Source organism: Streptomyces paradoxus (genome assembly GCF_014202475.1).
GTDB lineage: Bacteria > Actinomycetota > Actinomycetes > Streptomycetales > Streptomycetaceae > Streptomyces > Streptomyces paradoxus.
The window spans coordinates 507,886-526,402 of record NZ_JACHGV010000001.1 but is presented as its reverse complement, the minus strand read 5'-3'; the positions used below and the strand labels follow the sequence as shown (position 1 = coordinate 526,402).

Annotated in this window: 17 protein-coding genes and 1 pseudogene; 10 read left to right on the top strand and 8 right to left on the bottom strand. The window is 71.9% G+C overall.

Annotated features, from left to right (window positions below):
- Positions 1-119: 119 nt before the first annotated feature.
- The 3 genes from HNR57_RS40530 to HNR57_RS02395 form a co-directional block, all read right to left on the bottom strand.
- A complete protein-coding gene (locus HNR57_RS40530) occupies positions 120-803 on the bottom strand; it encodes a hypothetical protein (protein ID WP_313672938.1) in 684 nt (227 codons plus the stop codon).
- A gap of 1,342 nt (positions 804-2,145) precedes the next feature.
- Entirely contained in the window at positions 2,146-2,721 is a 576-nt protein-coding gene (locus HNR57_RS02400) for a hypothetical protein (RefSeq protein WP_184555155.1), read from the bottom strand.
- A 129-nt stretch (positions 2,722-2,850) separates the two neighbouring features.
- Positions 2,851-3,681, bottom strand: a complete 831-nt coding sequence (locus HNR57_RS02395) for an SAM-dependent methyltransferase (RefSeq protein ID WP_184555153.1) — start codon at positions 3,679-3,681, stop codon at positions 2,851-2,853.
- On the opposite strand from HNR57_RS02395, the gene HNR57_RS02390 reads away from it, so the two are divergent.
- Complete coding sequence (locus tag HNR57_RS02390; RefSeq protein ID WP_313672937.1) at positions 3,629-5,404, top strand: Hsp70 family protein; 1,776 nt, start codon at positions 3,629-3,631, stop codon at positions 5,402-5,404. The two genes, HNR57_RS02395 and HNR57_RS02390, sit on opposite strands and share 53 nt — an antisense overlap.
- Positions 5,405-5,891: 487 nt before the next feature.
- Here HNR57_RS02390 and HNR57_RS02385 read toward each other — a convergent pair whose 3' ends face one another.
- Positions 5,892-6,515: an HD domain-containing protein gene (locus tag HNR57_RS02385; protein WP_184555149.1), complete on the bottom strand. Its 624-nt coding sequence runs from the start codon at positions 6,513-6,515 to the stop codon at positions 5,892-5,894.
- Between the two features lie 170 nt (positions 6,516-6,685).
- Between HNR57_RS02385 and HNR57_RS02380 the strand changes: the two genes are divergently transcribed.
- On the top strand, positions 6,686-7,228 hold the full coding sequence (locus tag HNR57_RS02380) for a hypothetical protein (protein WP_184555147.1): 543 nt from the start codon (positions 6,686-6,688) through the stop codon (positions 7,226-7,228).
- Between the two features lie 69 nt (positions 7,229-7,297).
- Here the strand turns inward: HNR57_RS02380 and HNR57_RS02375 are convergent, their stop codons facing one another.
- On the bottom strand, positions 7,298-8,257 hold the full coding sequence (locus HNR57_RS02375) for an ATP-binding protein (protein WP_184555145.1): 960 nt from the start codon (positions 8,255-8,257) through the stop codon (positions 7,298-7,300).
- A 151-nt stretch (positions 8,258-8,408) separates the two neighbouring features.
- On the opposite strand from HNR57_RS02375, the gene HNR57_RS02370 reads away from it, so the two are divergent.
- Entirely contained in the window at positions 8,409-9,923 is a 1,515-nt protein-coding gene (locus HNR57_RS02370) for an ABC transporter substrate-binding protein (RefSeq protein WP_184555142.1), read from the top strand.
- A 9-nt stretch (positions 9,924-9,932) separates the two neighbouring features.
- On the opposite strand, the gene HNR57_RS02365 is transcribed toward HNR57_RS02370, so the two are convergent.
- The gene (locus HNR57_RS02365) at positions 9,933-10,334 is read right to left on the bottom strand and encodes a Rid family hydrolase (RefSeq protein WP_184555140.1); all 402 of its coding nucleotides are present in this window, start codon (positions 10,332-10,334) and stop codon (positions 9,933-9,935) included.
- Positions 10,335-10,447: 113 nt separating this feature from the next.
- Between HNR57_RS02365 and HNR57_RS02360 the strand changes: the two genes are divergently transcribed.
- On the top strand, positions 10,448-10,828 hold the full coding sequence (locus HNR57_RS02360) for a winged helix-turn-helix transcriptional regulator (RefSeq protein ID WP_184555137.1): 381 nt from the start codon (positions 10,448-10,450) through the stop codon (positions 10,826-10,828).
- A 21-nt stretch (positions 10,829-10,849) separates the two neighbouring features.
- Here the strand turns inward: HNR57_RS02360 and HNR57_RS02355 are convergent, their stop codons facing one another.
- Positions 10,850-11,608 carry a CDP-alcohol phosphatidyltransferase family protein gene (locus HNR57_RS02355; protein WP_184555135.1) on the bottom strand — a complete coding sequence of 253 codons (759 nt, stop codon included), beginning with the start codon at positions 11,606-11,608 and terminating at the stop codon, positions 10,850-10,852.
- Positions 11,609-11,716: 108 nt separating this feature from the next.
- On the opposite strand from HNR57_RS02355, the gene HNR57_RS02350 reads away from it, so the two are divergent.
- The 5 genes and pseudogenes from HNR57_RS02350 to HNR57_RS39350 all read left to right on the top strand — a co-directional run.
- The gene (locus HNR57_RS02350) at positions 11,717-12,697 is read left to right on the top strand and encodes a zinc-dependent alcohol dehydrogenase (RefSeq protein WP_184555132.1); all 981 of its coding nucleotides are present in this window, start codon (positions 11,717-11,719) and stop codon (positions 12,695-12,697) included.
- Between the two features lie 171 nt (positions 12,698-12,868).
- Entirely contained in the window at positions 12,869-13,267 is a 399-nt protein-coding gene (locus tag HNR57_RS02345) for a 6-pyruvoyl trahydropterin synthase family protein (RefSeq protein WP_030843501.1), read from the top strand.
- On the top strand, positions 13,264-14,469 hold the full coding sequence (locus HNR57_RS02340) for a glycosyltransferase family 4 protein (RefSeq protein ID WP_184555130.1): 1,206 nt from the start codon (positions 13,264-13,266) through the stop codon (positions 14,467-14,469). Before HNR57_RS02345 ends, HNR57_RS02340 begins: the two co-directional genes overlap by 4 nt.
- Positions 14,466-15,515, top strand: coding sequence for a class I SAM-dependent methyltransferase (locus HNR57_RS02335; protein ID WP_184555127.1), 1,050 nt, complete (start codon positions 14,466-14,468; stop codon positions 15,513-15,515). Before HNR57_RS02340 ends, HNR57_RS02335 begins: the two co-directional genes overlap by 4 nt.
- Positions 15,512-16,786: pseudogene (locus tag HNR57_RS39350) on the top strand (lysylphosphatidylglycerol synthase transmembrane domain-containing protein); the annotation flags it as partial. The gene HNR57_RS02335 and the pseudogene HNR57_RS39350, both read left to right, overlap by 4 nt.
- A 158-nt stretch (positions 16,787-16,944) precedes the next feature.
- Here HNR57_RS39350 and HNR57_RS02330 read toward each other — a convergent pair.
- A complete protein-coding gene (locus HNR57_RS02330) occupies positions 16,945-17,673 on the bottom strand; it encodes a creatininase family protein (protein WP_184555124.1) in 729 nt (242 codons plus the stop codon).
- A 41-nt stretch (positions 17,674-17,714) separates the two neighbouring features.
- On the opposite strand from HNR57_RS02330, the gene ribA reads away from it, so the two are divergent.
- On the top strand, positions 17,715-18,374 hold the full coding sequence (gene ribA / locus HNR57_RS02325; protein WP_184555121.1) for a GTP cyclohydrolase II: 660 nt from the start codon (positions 17,715-17,717) through the stop codon (positions 18,372-18,374).
- The last annotated feature ends 143 nt before the right edge of the window (positions 18,375-18,517 follow it).

Sequence of the window (18,517 nt, the reverse complement as noted above, 5' to 3'; positions counted from 1 at the left end):
GGCGGTCTCCGAGCTCGCCGACCGGGAGAACGACCGAACCACCGACGTGGAGTGGTGGTGAATCCGTGGGCGGGTCGACGGCGCCCCGCCCACGGGTGCGGACGAGGGCGGGCGGGAGCTCAATCCAGCAGGGGGCAGGTGAGGGGGAGGACGCGTTCGGGCAGTCGGCCGGTGAGGTGGGTGTCGGTGAGGGCGGCGTCGGTGAGGGCGGCGTCGGTGAGCCAGTCCGCTGCGGTCAGTCGGTCGATCAGGTCCCGCAGTTCGCCGGCGCCGACCGGGACCCGGTTGGTGAGGGCGTTCAGGGTGACGCCCCGGCCGCCGGGCCCGAGGCGTCCTGCTTCGTTCGTCCACGTGGCCAGCGTCACGGCGAGCAGCCGGGCGCCGGCGGGTGCCTTGGCCTTGCGGAGCTTCTTGTCCGAGACGACTCTCTGGGCCCAGCCGGAGAGCTTGGGCCGTGTCTTCCTGCCGAACGTGAACGGGCCCGTCCCGCCCTCGTCGGGCACCAGGGAGGGGACGGTGACCGGGGTGGGGTTCTCCGGCCGGGAGGCGAGCAGGTCGCCGACTGCGCCGGGGAGGGACAGCCAGCCGCAGCCGGTCAGCTGCTCGACCAGGTCCTCAGGGTCGGTCAGGCCCAGCGCGTTGACGTCCTGGCCGACAAGGTTGCCGGTGCGGGCCGTGCGCAGGGTCAGCATCAGCACCAGCGGCCGTGCTTCCGCTCCGGGCAGCGGTGTGTGGCCGGCCACGTGCGCGAGGACGGCGCGCGCGTACTCCCACTGCGCCGATACGCTCAGCAGGCGCGCCACGCCCGGTTCGTCGCCGTCCGGGACGCACGGTGCGGTGTTGGTGCTGGCGTCGGATGACGGTGGCGGCCTGCTCGGCGCGCTGGGCCTCCGGCCGCAGGGTGATGTCGCAACTGACATCGGACCAGGTGAGGAAGGCGCGGGCCTTGCGTTCCTGGAGATCGGCCAGCATCGCCAGGTCGGGCTCGGGGCGCTTCTGGTAGGCGCGGAAGAGGTCACCGAGTGCGGTGAGTTCGTCCCGCAGGGACAGGGGCCGCAGGTCGCGCGGAATGACACGTCGGCCGATCCTCGCCTCCGGCGGGCGGCGGCGCCGCGCGGGTACGGGGCGGGGTGCGGGTACGGGGAGGGGCGCCGGACATCCCGTCCGGGTGGTGACCTGCTGGTCGGAGAACTGCGGCCTGCCCGCGCCGGTGCCCGCCGCCGCGGGGGCCGGGCGGCCGGCGGTCCGGGGTGCGGACGGATGGGAGGTGGTCGCGGTCTGGGCCCCCGGAGTGGCGGCGGCACACTGTGACCAACACTCCAGGGCCTGCCACCAGCGTCCTGCCCGGTCGGTGATCACGGCCAGGACGATCGGTCCGCCGCACCGCCAGGGTTGTTCGGTACGCGCATGCCTGCCGGTGTCGGGGAGGTGGGCGCGGCAGCCGTCGGCCCGGCAGGCGCAGTCGGTGTCGGCTCTGGGGGCGGGGGTGGCGCGCAGGTGCGCCTTCAGGTGGGCCACCGCGGCCGTACGGCCTGCCGCCGCGGAGGGCAGACGCCGCTCGGCACACGCGGGTCGGCTGCACGAGACGCGCACCTCCGCGCTGCCTCGGCCGACGGGGTCCGGACGCACGGTCCACCGGCGCCCCGGCACCCGTTCGTCCAGCTCGCTCCCTGCGGCGGCCTGTGTCGTTCCGTTCTTCCTCCGTCTCCCGTGACCTGCGTGTCGCCGCCGCTCCCTGTTGTGCCGAGAGGTGTTCGGGCGGCGGGTCCACGGTATGCGGCACCCAGGAGAAGGGGGATGAAATAGCACAGGGTGAGGGCTTTCGGGTGACAACGCCGTCCGATTCGGTGAACCCGGGCTCGACGGCCGTCACGACGACGGAGACGGGCCTGAACCGGCCTTTCCGCGAGCGTACTCGAGCGGCTGGGGGGGACCGAGCTGTCGGTCGGCTGCCCTGGTAGATCGTGGTGCACAGCAGCGTGGCGCGGTCGTCCACCAGGGCGGCCCCGTAGCGCGTCTGGTCGCCTGCCGCCCGGCGGCAGTTGTTCGCGTCGGCGCCCGCCGGGGCGCGGTAGACGCCTGTGAGGTGCATGATCTGGTTGTACGGGACGGGTACCGGCTCGCGTCGGCAGGCCACGGCCGTCATCAGGGCGAGGGAGATCGAGTCGCCGGACTGCCGGCCGAGCATGCAGTAGTTGGCGTGGTAGACGCGGGTGAGGCAGAGCTTCGTGGTGTCGCCGGCGGTGGCGGACCGGTAGCTCCAGTGCGACTTGCCATAGCCTTGGGGCAGGCCGTGTTGATGGCGGTCACCTGGACCTGCGCCTGCTCGCCGGCGCAGGACACGGGGGCCGGCGGAGCACCGACGCTCCAGTCGACGCTGGTGGTGCCCCCGCGGCCCGTGTCGTGGACCGCCAGGCAGTCGCCGACCGAGATGGCCTCGAACGCCTCTTCGGTGGGATCCGGAGTGGGTGTCGACGGCTCGAGGCCGGACTCGTCAGCGCTCCACTCACCGGTGTCGGAGTCATCGGGGATGCGGTCGGTCGGCGAAGACGTGTACGGGTCCGGGCTGGAACTGGAGGGGAGCGAGTCGGCCAGCAAGTCCTTCAGTTCGCCCACATTGTTCAAGCCCAGCCAGCCCAGGATCGACAGCACGGATGCGATTCCGCCGATCAGTGCCCACACCTTGGCAGTGGAATGGTCACCGGTTGCGCCTGCCACCATGGCCTCCCGCGCCGAGACTCAGGCGATATCAGCCGTTTTGGCGCCGTCGAGAGTCCAACTCCCTTGTCCCGCCCGTGTTGACCCCCGCCAGGGTCCAGCACCCCACGGATCGCCGCCCGCCGGGGGCGGCTACGCCTTGCGGGCCAGCCCGGCGACGATGAGGTGCTGCCAGACGCTGAGCTCCGGCTGCGCGCCGTCGGCGCTCCAACGGTTGGCCGTCGTGTCGGGACGCCACAGGGGCGCGGGAACGATCCCGGGGTCGAGGATCTCCAGACCCTCCAGCAGGGAGGCGATCTCCTCGTCGGTGCGCCACCGGCCGCGGCCGAAGGTCTGCTGGAGGACCCGCTCGGCCTCCGCGGTCTCCGGGTTGTCGCCGGAACGGAAGTGGCTGACGAAGAAGTGGCTCCCGGACGGCACGTGGTCACGCCAGTGGCGGACGATCCCGGCCGGGTCCTCCTCGTCGTTGACGTGGTGGAGGACGGCGCTGAGGACGACGGCGACGGGGCGGTCGAAGTCGATCAGTTCCAGGGTGTCCGGGTGGGTGCGGACGCCATCGGGGTCGCGTACGTCGGCCCGGACGACCCGGGTCCGGTCGTTCTGCTCCAGCAGCGCGCAGCCGTGGACCAGCACCTGGGGGTCGTTGTCGACGTACACGATCCGGGACTCCGGGGCGTGCCGCTGCGCGACCTGGTGGACGTTGTCGGCGGTCGGCAGACCGCTGCCCAAGTCGATGAACTGCCGTACGTCGGTGGTCGTCACGATCTGCGTGATCGCCCGTGTCAGGGCCGCGCGGTTGGCGAAGGCGATGGCCACCGAGCCGGGGAGGTCGCGGAAGAACACGTCGCCGACCTCCCGGTCCACTGCGTAGTTGTCCTTGCCGCCGAGCAGGTAGTCGTAGACGCGGGCGATGCTCGGCCTGGTGGAGTCGATGGAGGGGCCTTCAACCGTCATGCCGGCCATTCTCCCCCGCGACGCCGCCCGCCTACCGGCGTTCCGGAATCCCCGGGCGGACGGATTCCGAGGTCGGGTCGGCCCCGGTCCACGACCGCGCGGGGAGGGTCGCCCCGACCGCCGGTTCGGTCGGCCGAGACGAGGGCGCCGCGGACGTCGGGGAACCCGGAAGCGCGCCGGTCCGCCACCGGCGGGGCGGGCGGGCGATGTCCGGCTTTCAGCCGTCCAGCTCAGCGCAGAGGGCGGTCACTTCCTCGTGGGCTGCCTCCGCTTCGGCGTCCTTCACGTCGAAGGACTGCAGGCGCATCCAGATGTTCTGGAAGGCCTTACCGAGAGCGTCGTAGCGGCTGTCCAGCCGGGCCGCGGACTGGCCCGGAGTAGGCGGAAACTGGGGAGCCATCCGGAGAGGCTGACCCGGCAGGAGGCACGTCGGTGGAGACGCCATGTCGAGCTGACGAAGATCGCGCTGTCCCAGCCCGAGACGGATCAGGTGCTGTTCGAGCCGCTCGGAGGTCTGCGACCCGTGGTGATCCACCGGGAGGAGTTCGAACAGGCGGTGGAGCCATTGGTTCGTCGTGCGCTCGTCCCTCTGGAGGAGTGCCTGCGTGATGTCGGCCTTGCTGCCGAGGACTTGGACGCCGTGCTGATGATCGGCGGAACTTCTCAGATCCCTTTGGTCAGGACCGAGGTCGAGCGCGTTCTCGGGGCAGCCGTGGTCGACTCGCGCTTGTGCAAACCGATGACGGCCGTCGCGAGGGGAGCCGCCATCACCGCTGCCGAGATCGACGGTCTGATCCCCGAGACGGCCATTTCGGTGGCCACGAGCCACGACCTCGGTCTGTCCTTCGAGGCGGGAGGCCGGAGAGGATTCGCCCCGCTCATCCCTCGGTACTCGACGCTTCCGGCACGGGGAACCCGTAGTGCCATGCCGGCGGTGCGCGGAGCGTCCAAGGTCGTCCTCGAGATCGTGGAAGGTGACGGAGAACGAGCCGCGGACGACGAGCGGACGTTTCCCCTGGCCCGGCTGGAACTCCCGGTACCGCAGCCGAATGCGGAGCCGTCGAGCAACGTGTTCGATGTCGACTATCACTACGACCGCAGCGGCATCCTGAAGGTGCACGCCACAGCACGTCACACGGGCACCGTCATGCTGGACGAGGAACTGGACTGCTTCGGCCCCGACGGGACGCCGATCGCACAAGGGGCGGACAGAGAACTGGAGCGGTTGCTGCGGCGCATCGACGAGCCCGCCCCACGCCCGGCCTCGTCCGCCCCGCCGGAAACGGGGGCATCGAGGACCGAGCCGGAGACGTGGGAGGAACCGGCGGGCGAGGGGGCTCCGGCACTGGTGGTCGACGGCCGCGGAATCATGACCGCAGGCCGTAGCGCCGCCTCTCCCCGGCCCCCGAGCATGCGGCTTCTTGGCTCGGCTCTGCACGAAATCCGACGTCGCTACGCACAGCACCATGTGGTGGCCGTGATCGGCACGGACCTCGTGGACCTCGTCGAGTACGACGAGCAGGAGCTGCTGGAACGGGCCGTCCAGGAAGGGCTGATCGTCACCGTTCCGTCGGCCTCTCCGCAGGCGGTGCTCAGCGTGGCGCAGCAGCTCAACGCTGTGGTCGTCTCCATGGACGACCTGCGCCGCCTGCGCCTTCCGTACCCGTGGGCCGCGGAGAAGGAGCGGTTCGTCAAGCTGGCGCGTGTGGAGCGCCACTGGGTGTTCACGTAGGCCGCACCGGGCGGGTGCCGAGCTCAGGATCGGCACCCGCGGCAGGCGGGCATGCCCCTGGTCCGAGCCGCTTTTCCGTCGGTGCCCGATGAACGGGGAACCCGCCTTCTCCTAATCGGGCTGCGCAAGGCGGTATGTGACGGGCCGGTCCTCCACTTTCACCAGCAGGCCCTCCTTCGCGAGGTCTCGGAGGATCCTCCGCGTGTGCTTGTCCTGCGGGTCGTGCCCCGCGTCGCGCAGTGCGCGACGCCCGCGTTCGGTGTCCCAGAGGCCGCCGTAACTTCGCACGGCCTTCTCGAGGTCGGCGCGCTGCTGCCGGCCGGTACGGTCAACGCTCCGCTCCCTGTGCCTGCTCGCCGACGGCGATGGCGTGCGCCTTCCTCGTGTGGTTGGCGATGCACGGGGCGTTCGTCGTGTTCGGTGCCTTCACCGAGCCGCCGTGAGAGCACAGGAACCGGCCGCCACGGCCTTCCGGCCATGCGGCCTGCTACCCCCGAACCGCGGCCGCCGTCGCGTCTTCCTCCGTCCCGAAGCCCGGCAAGGGCCCGGTGAGGTCCGGCTCGCCGAACTCCGCGCGCAGTGCCTGGAAAGCGATCACCTTGTCCTCGCCGAACCGGCGGACATGGGCGGCGTACTCGTCGGGGGAGAGGAACGTTGACGGCCGGGACTTGGTGTGGAACTTGTCCGAGTACATCACCAGCCTCTCCTCCTGCGTCACCGCCAGATAGTCGGCGGGAGGGAGAGGCAGTCCCTGGCGCACGATGTCGTGCCGCGTGAGTCCCACTCCGGTGTGGTGGGAGCAGAAGCGGCGGAGGGTCTCGTGGAAGCCCTCCGCCTCGAGGATCTCGTGGCCGAGCAGTCCGTGCCGGACGTAGTTCCCGTGGTCAAGCCGCCCGTCGTCGCCATAGAGGCGGTAGACCCCGATGTCGTGAAGGAGGCAGCCGGCGCGGACCAGTTCGGCGTCGAGATGAGCCAGGTGGGGCGCGGAGAGGAGCTGCTCAGCGATCCCCCAGACGATCTCGCAGTGCGTGTGCACGAGCGTGAACGCCTCGGCGGTGGGCGCGTGCTTCTCGTGCAGCGCCTGGATCTCTGCGGGGCTCGGAATCCTCACCGGAGGAGCGTAACAACGCCCCAACCCGCCGAAGTCGGCCAGTTCCCACGCCACCGGATTTCACGCGATCGGGTGGGGCTCAGGAGAATGGGCACGGGTCGGCTTCGCGGGCCGTTCGAGCTGGTGACGGGGGATTCTCGTCCATCGACATCACGGCAGCGGAGCACACTATGGGCCTGCACTTCCACCGCAACCCCGACGGCACGACGACCGGGCGCAACGAGGCCAACGGCTTCACCGTGACTCATGCGGAAGAAGAAGAGGTGAAGCGGCAGTTGTACGAGGACGCCGGGTGGGAGTACTCGCCTCCACCGCCTCCGGTTCCGTCCGGGTTCCATCGGTTCTGTCTGGTGCACGAGGAGTTCCGGGCCTCCGGGTTCGGGGACGAGAGGTATGCGGGGCTGCGGGCACGTCCGCCGGAGGGGTGTGTGCCGGTCGACCGGGGTGACTTCGCCCTGGAGTGCGAGCGGCCGGGGAAGACGCTCATGGACGCGGTCGCCGGGACCGTCGCGGAGGTTCGCCGGGAGCACGGGCTGGTGATGAACAGCCTGGGTGTCGAGAAGCCCCAGGAATGGTTCGACGCGGACAACAAGGACGGATACGCGGCGAAGACCGTCGCGCACTTGGTGCTGATGGCCGCTGATCGCGCCCGACTGCTCGGGTACGGGCGCAAGGACGTGGTCCGGCTACTCGATGCCACGGGGATCGAGTAGCCGGTGGGGCGGGTCAGCAGGCCGGAGGGGCGGGCCAGCAGGAGAGAGCCGTGATGGGTGTGGTGCTCCTCAGGCCGGGGCGGCCGGCCCCGGGACGTACTCCGGATCCACCTGCCCCGCCAGATCCTCCCCCGTCCGCGCATCCGCCCAGGCCCGGACGTTGCGCAGGTGGAGCTCGACCGCGTGGCGGTGGAGGCGGTCCCAGTCGCGGGGGTGGGAATCGACCGCCTCGCGCAGGACGCCGAGGGCGTGACGGTTGTGCGGCTCCAACGACGCCAGGGCATCCGGCCCGGGCGCCGTGCGGCCCTGCTCGGCCGCGCGCACCCAGGGGGACTGCTCCAGGTGGGTCAGGAGGTCGTCGCCCACCTGCTCCTTGAGGAAGAGAAGGTCGTCCTCGCCGGTCACCTTGTTGCCGACAACCGCGATGCGGATGCCGAACTGTTCGGCGTGGTCGCGGTACTGGCGGTACACCGAGACGCCCTTGCGGGTGGGTTCCGCCACCAGGAACGTCATGTCGAAGCGGGTGAACAGGCCTGACGCGAAGGCGTCCGCGCCCGCCGTCATGTCGACCACGACGTACTCGCCGGGGCCGTCCAGCAGGTGGCCGAGGTACAGCTCCACCGCACCCAGTTTGGAGTGGTAGCAGGCCACGCCCAGGTCCGACTCGTCGAACTCGCCCGTCACCATCAGGGGGACGCCGCCCGCCCGGCCGACGTGCCGCGCGTGCAGTTCGTCGTCGCCGAGCGGACGCAGGAGACGGGACCCGCGGCCCGGCGGCGTCGTCTTGATCATCGCCTCGGCGGAGGGGATGCGGGGGTTGTCGCCCCGCAGGAAGTCCTTGATCTCGGGCAGGTGCGCGCCCAGGGGAGGGGCGGACTCCTCCACCCCGCCGAGCGCCTCGGCCAGGTGCTGGTTGATGTCGCCGTCGATGGCCAGGACCGGTGCGCCGGAGCGTGCCAGGTGGCGGGAGAAGAGCGCGGACAGCGTGGTCTTGCCGCTGCCACCCTTGCCGACGAACGCGACCCTCACGGCTGTCCCACCCTTTTGAAAATGGATGTCATGTGGATAGGTTTAAGGAGTGGTCCGCACCCGTGTCAAATCTCCTGCTCCGTATGGGATTTCGGGCATCCCTGGCCCCGGTCACCCGGTTGACCGGCGTGTTCCGCTTGATGCATATGCTGTGCAAGTGCGTCATCCGAGCATCAAGGCCCGCCTCCGGTTCCTCGCCGCCCTCGTCCTCGCGCCGTGTCTGGCGGGCTGTTTCGTGTCCCCCGGCGGGGAGTCGTCGTCTCAGGGCGGGCCGTCGGGGGCGCGACTGCGCGTCGCCCTCGCCTTCCCGCCCGCCGAGAACCTCTCGCCGTACGGGGCCGATGCCACACTGCTCAGCCGCCTCGGCGTCACCGAAGGGCTCACCGCCCTGGACGCCAACAGCGCCGCGGTTCCCGCGCTCGCCCGGTCCTGGCGCCGGGAGGACGACCGCACCTGGCGGTTCACCCTGCGCGAGGCCACCTTCCAGGACGGCACGGACGTCACCCCCGCCGCCGTGGCCGCCGCGCTCACCCACGCCACCGAGGCCGAGCCCGCCCCCGCCGCCCTCGCGGGCGTCACCCTCGACGCGCAGGCCGACGGCGAGCGCGGCATCCGCATCACCACCCGCGAGCCCGACCCCGTCCTGCCCATGCGCCTGGCCGGTCCGAGCCTGGCGATCCTCGCCCCGAAGGCGTACCGGAAGAAGGGCAACCCCACCCCGGTCGGCACCGCCACCGGGCCCTTCGAGATCACCGAGGTCGACGGCGGCGGCTCCGCCACCCTCGACCGCTACGACGACTACTGGGACGGCCTCGCCCACGCCACCGGCATCGACGTGCGCTTCGTCAAGGACGGCACCGCCCGCGCCAACGCCGTCCGCACCGGCGACGTCGACATCGCCGAGGCCATCCCCGCCGCCCAGGCCGCCACCCTCGACAAGGCGACGCTCAGGGAAGCCGGCACCACCCGGACCACCAGCCTGCAGCTCAACACGGAGTCCGGGCCTTTCAAGGACCCGGAGATGCGCGCCGCCGCCCGCGCGGCGATCGCGCCCTCCGCCCTCGTCAAGGGCGTCTTCGAGGGGTACGCCGACCCGGGCGCCGGAATCTTCGGACCCGCCGTCACCTGGGCGGAGAGCAAGCAGGTGAAGCCGGCCGGCCGTGCCGAGCCCGCCCGGCCCGACGGCACCTCGATCACCCTGGCCACCTACGACAACCGGCCCGAGCTCCCCGAGGTCGCCCAGGTCGTGCAACAGCAGCTCGGGAAGGCCGGATTCACGGTGAAGCTGGAGGTGCGCGAGTACTCACGGCTGGAGAGCGACGCCCTCGCCGGGAAGTTCGACGCGTTCATCGGCGCCCGCAACAGCCTCCTGGACACCGGCGACCCCGTCGGAGTCCTCGGCAGCGACTACACCTGCGACGGCGGCTACAACCTGGCCCGGTTGTGCGACGAGAAGACCGATCGGGCCGTCGCCGAGGCCGTCGGGACCGACGGCACCGGAGAGCGGCAGGACGCCGCCATGGCCGCCGAGGCGGCGATCCTCGGCACGGACGCGGTCGTGCCGCTGGCCCACCAGCGGATCATCGTCGGCGTCTCGGCCAAGGTGCGGGGCGTGCTGCTCGACCCGTACGAGCGGACCCTGGTCGGCACCGGAACGCGTCGCTGACCGGCCCGTTCAGGCGGGCAGCTTCATGTCGATCACGCAGCTGATCTCGACGAGCTGCCCGGGAAACGTCAGTTCGGTGACGCCCAGGGCCGTGCTGACCGGGCGGTGGGCGCCGAAGTACGCCCGGTTCGCCTTCCCCACGACCTCGGCGTTGCGCACCAGGTCCACCGCGTACAGCGTCTGGGACACGATCTGGTTGCGCGTCGCGCCGTAGTGGGCCAGGACCCTGTCGAGGTTGGCGTAGGTCAGATCCAGTTGGGCGGTGACGTCGTCCTCGGGGCGGAAGCCGCCGGCCTCGTCGAACGCGAGCTGCCCGGAGACATGGATCAGATCGCCGGACCTGATCGCCTGCGCGTAGCCGAAGTGGCTCTCGGCCGGGATGCCGTGGTCGTAGACGTCGATGGTGGTCACAGTCGGTGTCCTTCCGTCGAGCGCGAACTCGCGCTCTCTTGCGGTTACTGGGAAACCGTAGGAGAGTGACCGCCGACCTGGAAGAACGCACTTCTCGGTAACGGGGGAACCAGATGGTGACCAAGCAGTTGAGGGACCTGCCGGAGAACGCGGACCTGCGGCGGGCGGACTCCCTGGCGCGGGAGATCTTCTCCGACGTGGCCAACAAATGGGCGCTTCTGATCATCGAGGCCCTCGGCGAACGCACCCTGCGCTTCAGTGAAGTACGCGACGAGGTCGAGGGCGTCAGCCACAAGATGCTGACCCAGAACCTGCGGATGCTGGAGCGCAACGGCCTGGTCGACCGGAAGGTGCACCCCACCGTGCCGCCCAGGGTCGAGTACACCCTGACCGAGCCGGGCCGGGCCCTGCGCGCCACGGTCGACGCGATGTGCGGCTGGACCCACCGGTACCTCGGTCACATCGAGGGGGCGCGCGGGCGGTTCGACGACTGACCGCTCCCGCCCCGCCCGCCGTCAGCCGGCGACGAGTTCCCGCACCTGGCGGGGCGCCACCGGCTCCTCGACGCGCGAGGTCCGGTACAGCCACAGCACGTCACGCCCGAACGACCAGACCAGCAGGCCCAGCGCCAGGGCCGCCACGCCGAAGTTGCCCGCGTACGGCAGCAGATCAGCGCCGGCGACCAGCAGGAGCACACCCTGGAGCGCGGCGACCGTCTTGCGGGCCGTGCTCGGCGGGAGCGCGGCGGTCAGCCAGGGCCACACCCGCGCCGCGGCGACGAAGACGTACCGCATGCCGCCGATCAGCAGTACCCACGGGCCCAGTTGCATCGACACGTACACGCTCAGCACCAGGATCAGGAACGCGTCGACCTCCATGTCGAAGCGCGCGCCCAGCGGCGTCGAAGTGCCGGTGCGGCGGGCGACCTTGCCGTCGACGCCGTCGAGGATCAGCGCCACCGCCGTCATACCGACGAGCAGCGACACGGGCGGCGAGCTCTGGAAGGAGTCGGCCACCAGCGCCGTGACCCCGCCGACGAGGGTGGCCCGGCCGAGGGTGACACGGTTCGCAGCGCCGAACGAGCGCAGCCGGGAACGGTGCAGGGCCCGCGAGAGCACCGCCCAAGTGGCGATCGCGAACGCGAGGCCCGTGAGCCAGCCCGCCGGCCCCATCCCGATCGCCGTGCCGATCAGGGCCAGCAGCAGGACCTGCACTCCCGCCCCCAGGGCGGTCTCCTGCTGGAGCCTCGCGTCGTACGTGTTGTTCAGGGCCACCGAACACCCTCCGGCCGTGTGACAGAGTCGATCAACGCCGCTACCTTGTGCGCGGCCTGTGCACCCCTCGGTACGCAAGCAGCTTCCCGATCGTTCAGGAGGACTTCGATGAAGCACACCGCACGGGCGTTCTGGATCGACTCGCCTGGGCGAGGCGGGATCCGGGACGTCACCCTGCCGGCGCCCGGCGAGGGCGAGGTGCTGGTCCGTACGCTGTTCTCCGGCGTGAGCCGCGGCACCGAGACACTCGTCTTCCGCGGCGGCGTGCCCGTCAGCCAGCACACCGCCATGCGCGCACCGTTCCAGGAGGGCGACTTCCCGGCCCCGGTGAAGTACGGCTACCTCAACGTCGGCGTGGTGGAGGAAGGGCCCCGGGAACTCACCGGCCGCACCGTGTTCTGCCTCTACCCGCACCAGACGCGCTACGTCGTGCCGGCCACCGCGGTCACCCCCGTCCCGGACACCGTGCCCGCCGAACGGGCCGTGCTCGCCGGGACCGTGGAGACCGCCGTCAACGCCCTGTGGGACGCCGCGCCCCTGGTCGGCGACCGGATCGCCGTGGTCGGGGGCGGCATGGTCGGCTGCTCGGTGGCCGCCCTCCTCGCCCGGTTCCCCGGCGTCCGCGTCCAGCTCGTCGACGCCGACCCGTCCCGCGCGAAGATCGCCGAGGCGCTCGGTGTCGGCTTCGCCACCCCGCAGGAGGCCGACGGGGACCGCGACCTGGTCGTGCACGCCAGCGCCACGGAAGCGGGCCTCGCCAGGTCCCTGGAACTCCTCACGGCCGAGGGGACCGTCCTCGAACTCAGCTGGTACGGCGACCGGCAGGTCAGCCTCCCGCTCGGTGAGGCCTTCCACTCCCGGCGGCTCGTCATCCGCAGCAGCCAGGTCGGCACCGTCTCCCCGGCCCGCCCCAACCGCACCTACGCCGACCGGCTCGCGGTCGCCCTGGACCTGCTCGCCGACCCCGCGCTCGACGCCCTCATCACGGGCGAGTCCCCCTTCGAGGACCTGCCGGACGTGCTGCCCAAGCTGGTCTCCGGCGAAGTCCCCGCGCTGTGCCACCGCGTCCGTTACGACGAGAGCGATTGACGCATCGGCTGACGATTCGTTCCATCCGGTACGAGTTCGCCACGACAAGAGCGCCTGACCTGAGAAAAGACGTACGGACGGCTGAACAGGGGAAGGCAACGAGCCGTACTACTCGGCATCCCCGGCACCGAGAGCGGGGGAGCAGACGCGCCGCACCTGGAGGGTCGTCCGTTGTTCAGCATCACCGTCCGCGATCACATCATGATCGCCCACAGCTTCCGTGGCGACGTCTTCGGACCGGCCCAGCGCCTGCACGGGGCCACGTTCCTCGTGGACGCCACGTTCCGGCGCGAGCAGCTGGACGAGGACAACATCGTCGTCGACATCGGGCTGGCCACCCAGGAACTGGGCGCGGTCGTCAGCGAGCTGAACTACCGCAACCTCGACAACGAGCCCGACTTCGCCGGAGTCAACACCTCCACGGAGTTCCTCGCCAAGGTCATCGCCGACCGGCTCGCCGAGCGCATCCACAAGGGGGCGCTGGGCGAGGGGGCCAAGGGCATCGCGGGCCTCACCGTCACGCTGCACGAGTCGCACATCGCCTGGGCGAGTTACGAGCGTGCGTTGTGACCGACACGACCATCGAGCGGCCCGAACACATGGGTCCGGCGCCGGCGCGGCTGAATTATGTTCCCGTGCAGCACGCTTCCCTGAAGAACGCCGAGATCATTCCCATGTCCCTGCGCACCGTGCACTTCGTGCTGCCGGGCGGCGTCGACGACCCGGCGGCGCCCAGCGGCGGCAACGCCTACGACCGGCGGGTGTGCCTGGACCTGCCCGGCTTCGGCTGGCAGGTGACCAAGCACGCCGTGGCCGGTGACTGGCCCCGGCCGGGGGCCGACGCCCGCACGGAACTCGCCCGCACCCTGAGCGCGTTGCCCGACGGGGCCGCCGTCCTGCTCGACGGGCTGGTGGCCTGCGGTGTGCCGGAGATCGTGGTGCCCGAGGCGGAACGGCTGCGCATGGCCGTCCTCGTCCACCTCCCGCTCGGCGACGAGACGGGACTGGACGCGGCGGTGGCGGCCGAACTGGACGCCAAGGAGCGGACGGTGCTGCGGGCGGTGCCTGCGGTGATCGGCACCAGCGACTGGGCGGTCCGCCGCCTGGTCTCCCACCACGGCCTGCCGCCCGAGCGGGTCCACGTCGCGGCCCCCGGCGCCGACATCGCGCCGCTCGCCCCAGGCACCGACGGTGTGTCGCGCCTGCTGTGCGTGGCCGCCGTGACCCCGCGCAAGGGCCAGCACCGGCTGGTGGAGGCGCTGGCCGCGATCCGCGAACTGCCCTGGAGCTGCGTGTGCGTCGGCGCGCTCACCCAGGACCCGGAGTACGTCGCCCATCTTCGGTCCCTCATCGCCCGGCACGGCCTGCAGGACCGGCTGGAGCTGGCCGGACCGAAATCCGGCCCCGCGCTCGACGCCAGCTACGCAACCGCCGACCTGATGGTCCTCACCTCCTACGCCGAGACGTACGGCATGGCGGTGACCGAGGCCCTGGCACGCGGCATCCCGGTCATGGCAACGGACGTCGGCGGCCTGCCGGAGGCGGTCGGCCGCGCGCCCGACGGCGGCGTCCCCGGCATTCTCGTCCCGCCGGAGAACCCCGCCGCCCTCGCCGCCGAACTGCGCGGCTGGTTCGGCGAGGCGGACGTGCGGCGCCGGCTGAAGGCCGCCGCCCGCAGCCGCCGCGCCGCCCTCGACGGCTGGGCGACGACCGCACAGAGCCTGGCGGCGGTACTGCGCCGACTCCCGACCGAACCCCGGAGGTCAGCATGACGAACCCGGCGACGACCACCCAGCAGAGCGGGGCGATTCCGGCTCAGCCCGGGCCGAGGGAGGTCACGGCAGTGACGGACGGCATGACTCCGGGCCTGGGCTCCAGCGTCGAATTCGGCCCGGGGCAGGCCTCCGGGGGCGTCATCCCCGGTGCCGGCCCCAGCGGCAAGCCCGGTTCGCGGCCGACGGTCAAGCTGCGTGAGGCGGGCCCGGACGATCCGCCCCGCTACGCCCCCGAGTGGCTGGAGCTGCGGGAGTCGGCCGATGCCGCCGCGCGGGCGCACGACCTGCTCGACCCGCTGCGGATCCGGCTCGCCAACCTGCCGGGCCGGTCGGGCGTCGTCATCCACGACCTGGGCTGCGGCACCGGCTCGATGGGCCGCTGGCTCGCGCCCCGCCTGGACGGCGCCCAGCACTGGGTCCTGCACGACCGCGACCCCTACCTGCTGCACTTCGCCGCCGTCGCCTCCCCGCGCTCGGCCGCCGACGGCAGCCGGGTCTCCGTGGAGACACGGCGCGGTGACATCGCCCGTCTCACCCCGGACGCCCTGCAGGGCGCGTCCCTGGTCACGGCGTCCGCCCTGCTGGACGTCCTCACTCGCGAGGAGATCGGCACCTTCGCCGCCGCGTGCGCCGGAGCCGGCTGCCCCGCCCTGCTGACCCTGTCCGTCGCCGGGCGCGTGGAACTGACCCCGTCGCACCCGCTGGACGCGGAGCTCACCCAGGCGTTCAACGACCACCAGCGCCGCGACGGCCTGCTCGGCCCCGACGCGGTCACGGCGGCGGCCGAGGCGTTCTCCGAGCAGGGCGCGACCGTACGGCTGCACCCGAGCCCCTGGCGCCTCGGGCCCGAGCAGGCCGCGCTCACCGAGCAGTGGCTGCGCGGCTGGGTCGGCGCCGCCGTCGAGGAGCGCCCCGAGCTGCGGGCCGAAGCCGACGTCTACCTGAGCAAGCGACTGGCGGAACTGGCCGCGGGCGAGCTGCGCGTCACCGTCCACCACGTCGACCTCCTGGCCCTGTCCCGCCCGGTGGACGGAGCGTCATGACCCCCCAGGCGACGGGAACGCGCCCGCGCACAACGCCCACCGGGAGCCGTCCCGCGACCGGCGGCGGCACCTGTGTGGTGCCGGTGCCCGGAGCGGCGGGCACGGCCCGGTCGGACACGGCCGTGCCGCGCCCGGCCGTGGGTGACACAAGCGCCCCCGCCGCCTCGAACCCGCCCGGCCCGGCCCGGCCGGCCGAGGTCCCGTCGCCGGCCACCGGCCCGGACGGGACCGGCCCGAACACAACCGGCCCGGATGCCGCGGGCCCGGGTGTCGCCGTCCTGGACGGCACCGACACAGCCGGAACCGGCCCGACCGGCGCCGGCCTGGACGGCACGGGCCCGGAGGCCACCGGCCCGACCAGCGCCGGTCCGATCGGTACCGGCACAGACGGCACCGGCACGGGCGGTGCCGTCACCCCTTCCCGCGGCCCCATCCGTACCGCCCTCGCCCGGCTCGGCACCCCCGCGGTCCGTACGCATCTCGGCACCATCGCCGGGGTCGCCATCCTGGCGGTGCTGTTCTGGCGGCTCGGTACCGGTGTGTTCCTGGACGGGCTGCGGCGGATCGACGCCGTGTCGCTGCTGCTCGCGCTCGGCATCGGGCTCGTCACCACCGTGTTCAGCGCGTGGCGGTGGGCGATCGTCGCCCGGGGGCTCAGGATCCGGCTGCCGTTCGGGCCGGCCGTCGCCGACTACTACCGTGCGCTGTTCCTGAACGCGGCCCTGCCCGGCGGCGTCCTCGGCGATGTGCACCGGGCCGTGCGGCACGGGCAGAGCGAGGGTGATCTGCGCCGGGGCGTGAAGGCCGTCGTCCTCGAACGGACCGCCGGGCAGGTCGCGTTGTTCGCGGTCGGCGCCGTCGTCCTGCTGGTCATGCCGTCCCCGGTGCTGTCCGAGGCCCGGCACATCGCCCCGCTCGCGGCCCTGGCCGCCCTGGGCGCGCTCGCCGTCGTCCTCGCCCTGCGCATGAACCGCCCGGCGCCCTCTCCCCGGGGCCGCAGGCTGCGCGCGGTCCTCGCCGAGGCCCGCGAAGGGCTGCTGTCGCGCCGGAACGGGCCCGGGGTGGTTGTCTCCTCCGTGGTGGTGCTGGCAGGTTACGTCGCGATGTTCGTACTCGCCGCCCGGGTCGCCGGGACCGCCGCCTCCGTGGCCGTCCTGCTGCCCCTCGCCGTCCTCGCCCTGCTGGCGATGGGCCTGCCGCTGAACGTCGGCGGCTGGGGGCCCCGGGAGGGCGTCACCGCCTGGGCGTTCGGCGCCGCGGGCCTGGGCGCGGGCCGGGGACTGGCCGTGGCGGTCGTCTACGGGGTGCTCAGCCTCGTGGCCAGCCTGCCCGGCCTGATCGTGCTCGTCGCGCGCTGGTACGCGGGCCTGCGGGCCGGGCCCCGGGCAACCGCGCAGGCCCCGGAACCCGCTCCCGGGCCGCAGGGTGACTACGCGTCGGAGGTCAGCATCGAGAAATACGCCCCGAAGGAATCCGCCAAGCTCGCCAGCAGTTCCTTCCCCTTTTCCGCCGAACCCAGCGAAGGGCGACCGATGACACCGGAATCGGTATAGCCGGACATGCCGAGGGTGAGCAGATGACGCCGGTCGTCAGCGACGAAATCAGCTTTCTCATAACCAGGTCGGAGCATTTCAGGATGAGCGTGCAGAAGGATGGAGGTCTCGATTTCCCCCGCGTGCATGTCGGTGAGCAGCGAGGTGACCACCCCCGCCCGCTCGCGCGCCGCCTCCCAGTCCTCCGCGGCCGGGAAGAGCGCCATCCGCTCGCCGCGTGCGGAGGACTCCTGAACCACGTTGCCCAGTACGTAGTTGCCGCCGTGCCCGTTGACCACCACCAGGGTGTCGACCCCGGACCGGCGCAGCGAAGCCGCAATGTCCCGTACCACCGCATGAAGGGTCACCGAGGAGATGCTGACGGTCCCCGGCCAGGCCGCGTGCTCGTGCGAGCACGAGATCGTCACCGGAGGAAGGAGGTGCACCGGGTACGCGCCGGCTATCTCCCGCGCGACGGCACAGGCGACGAGCGTGTCGGTCGCCAGCGGAAGGTACGGACCGTGCTGCTCGAAGCTCCCCACGGGAAGCACCGCGACCTGCCGTGAGACACCGGCGCCCCGCGTCCGTACGTCTTCCGTGGTGTCCGCCGGCACCAGATCACTCATAACGTCACGGCCTTTCGTCTCTGCTTAGGAACTCGAGAATCATGACAGACAACATTGGCGTACTCGGCAAGAAGGCACCGCAGCGGACCGGCGTGGAACGCGTCGTGAATGCCCCCTTGCCCACTGTGTACGGGAAATTCCAGGCGATCGGCTACATGGACCACGACCGCGGCGACGAACAGGTCGCGCTGGTCTATGGCGAGATCGGCACGGACGACGTCCTCATCCGACTGCACTCGGAGTGCCTGACGGGCGACGCCTTCGGCTCCCAGCACTGCGAGTGCGGCGACCAGCTCGACGCCGCCCTGCGCGCGGTCGTCACCGAGGGCGCGGGCGTCGTGGTCTACCTCAGAGGGCATGAAGGCCGCGGCATCGGCCTGCTCGCCAAGCTGCGCGCGATGGCCCTGCAGGCCGAGGGTCTCGACACCGTCGAGGCCAACCTCGCCCTGGGCCTGCCGGTCGACGCCCGCGACTACGGTGTCGCCGCCCGGATCCTGGAGGACCTCGGCGTGCGGTCGGTGCGCCTGATGTCCAACAACCCGCGCAAGCGCGAGGCGCTGGTGGACCACGGCATCGAGGTCGCCGAGCAGGTCCCGCTGCTGATCCCGCCGTGCGAGAACAACATCACCTACCTGCGTACCAAGCGGGAGCGCCTCGACCACCACCTGCCGCACCTGGACGCGGTGGTCAGCTCCTCCTGACCACCTCGGCCGGTCCGGGTTCCCCGACGTGACCTGGGCGAATCCGTACGCGACCCGCAGGCGGGCCGCGTACGCTTCGTGGACGTCCGCCCCAGAAGCGCCGGCCCGCAGCGGCCGACGCCTCACGCCGGAGGCCCACCTGG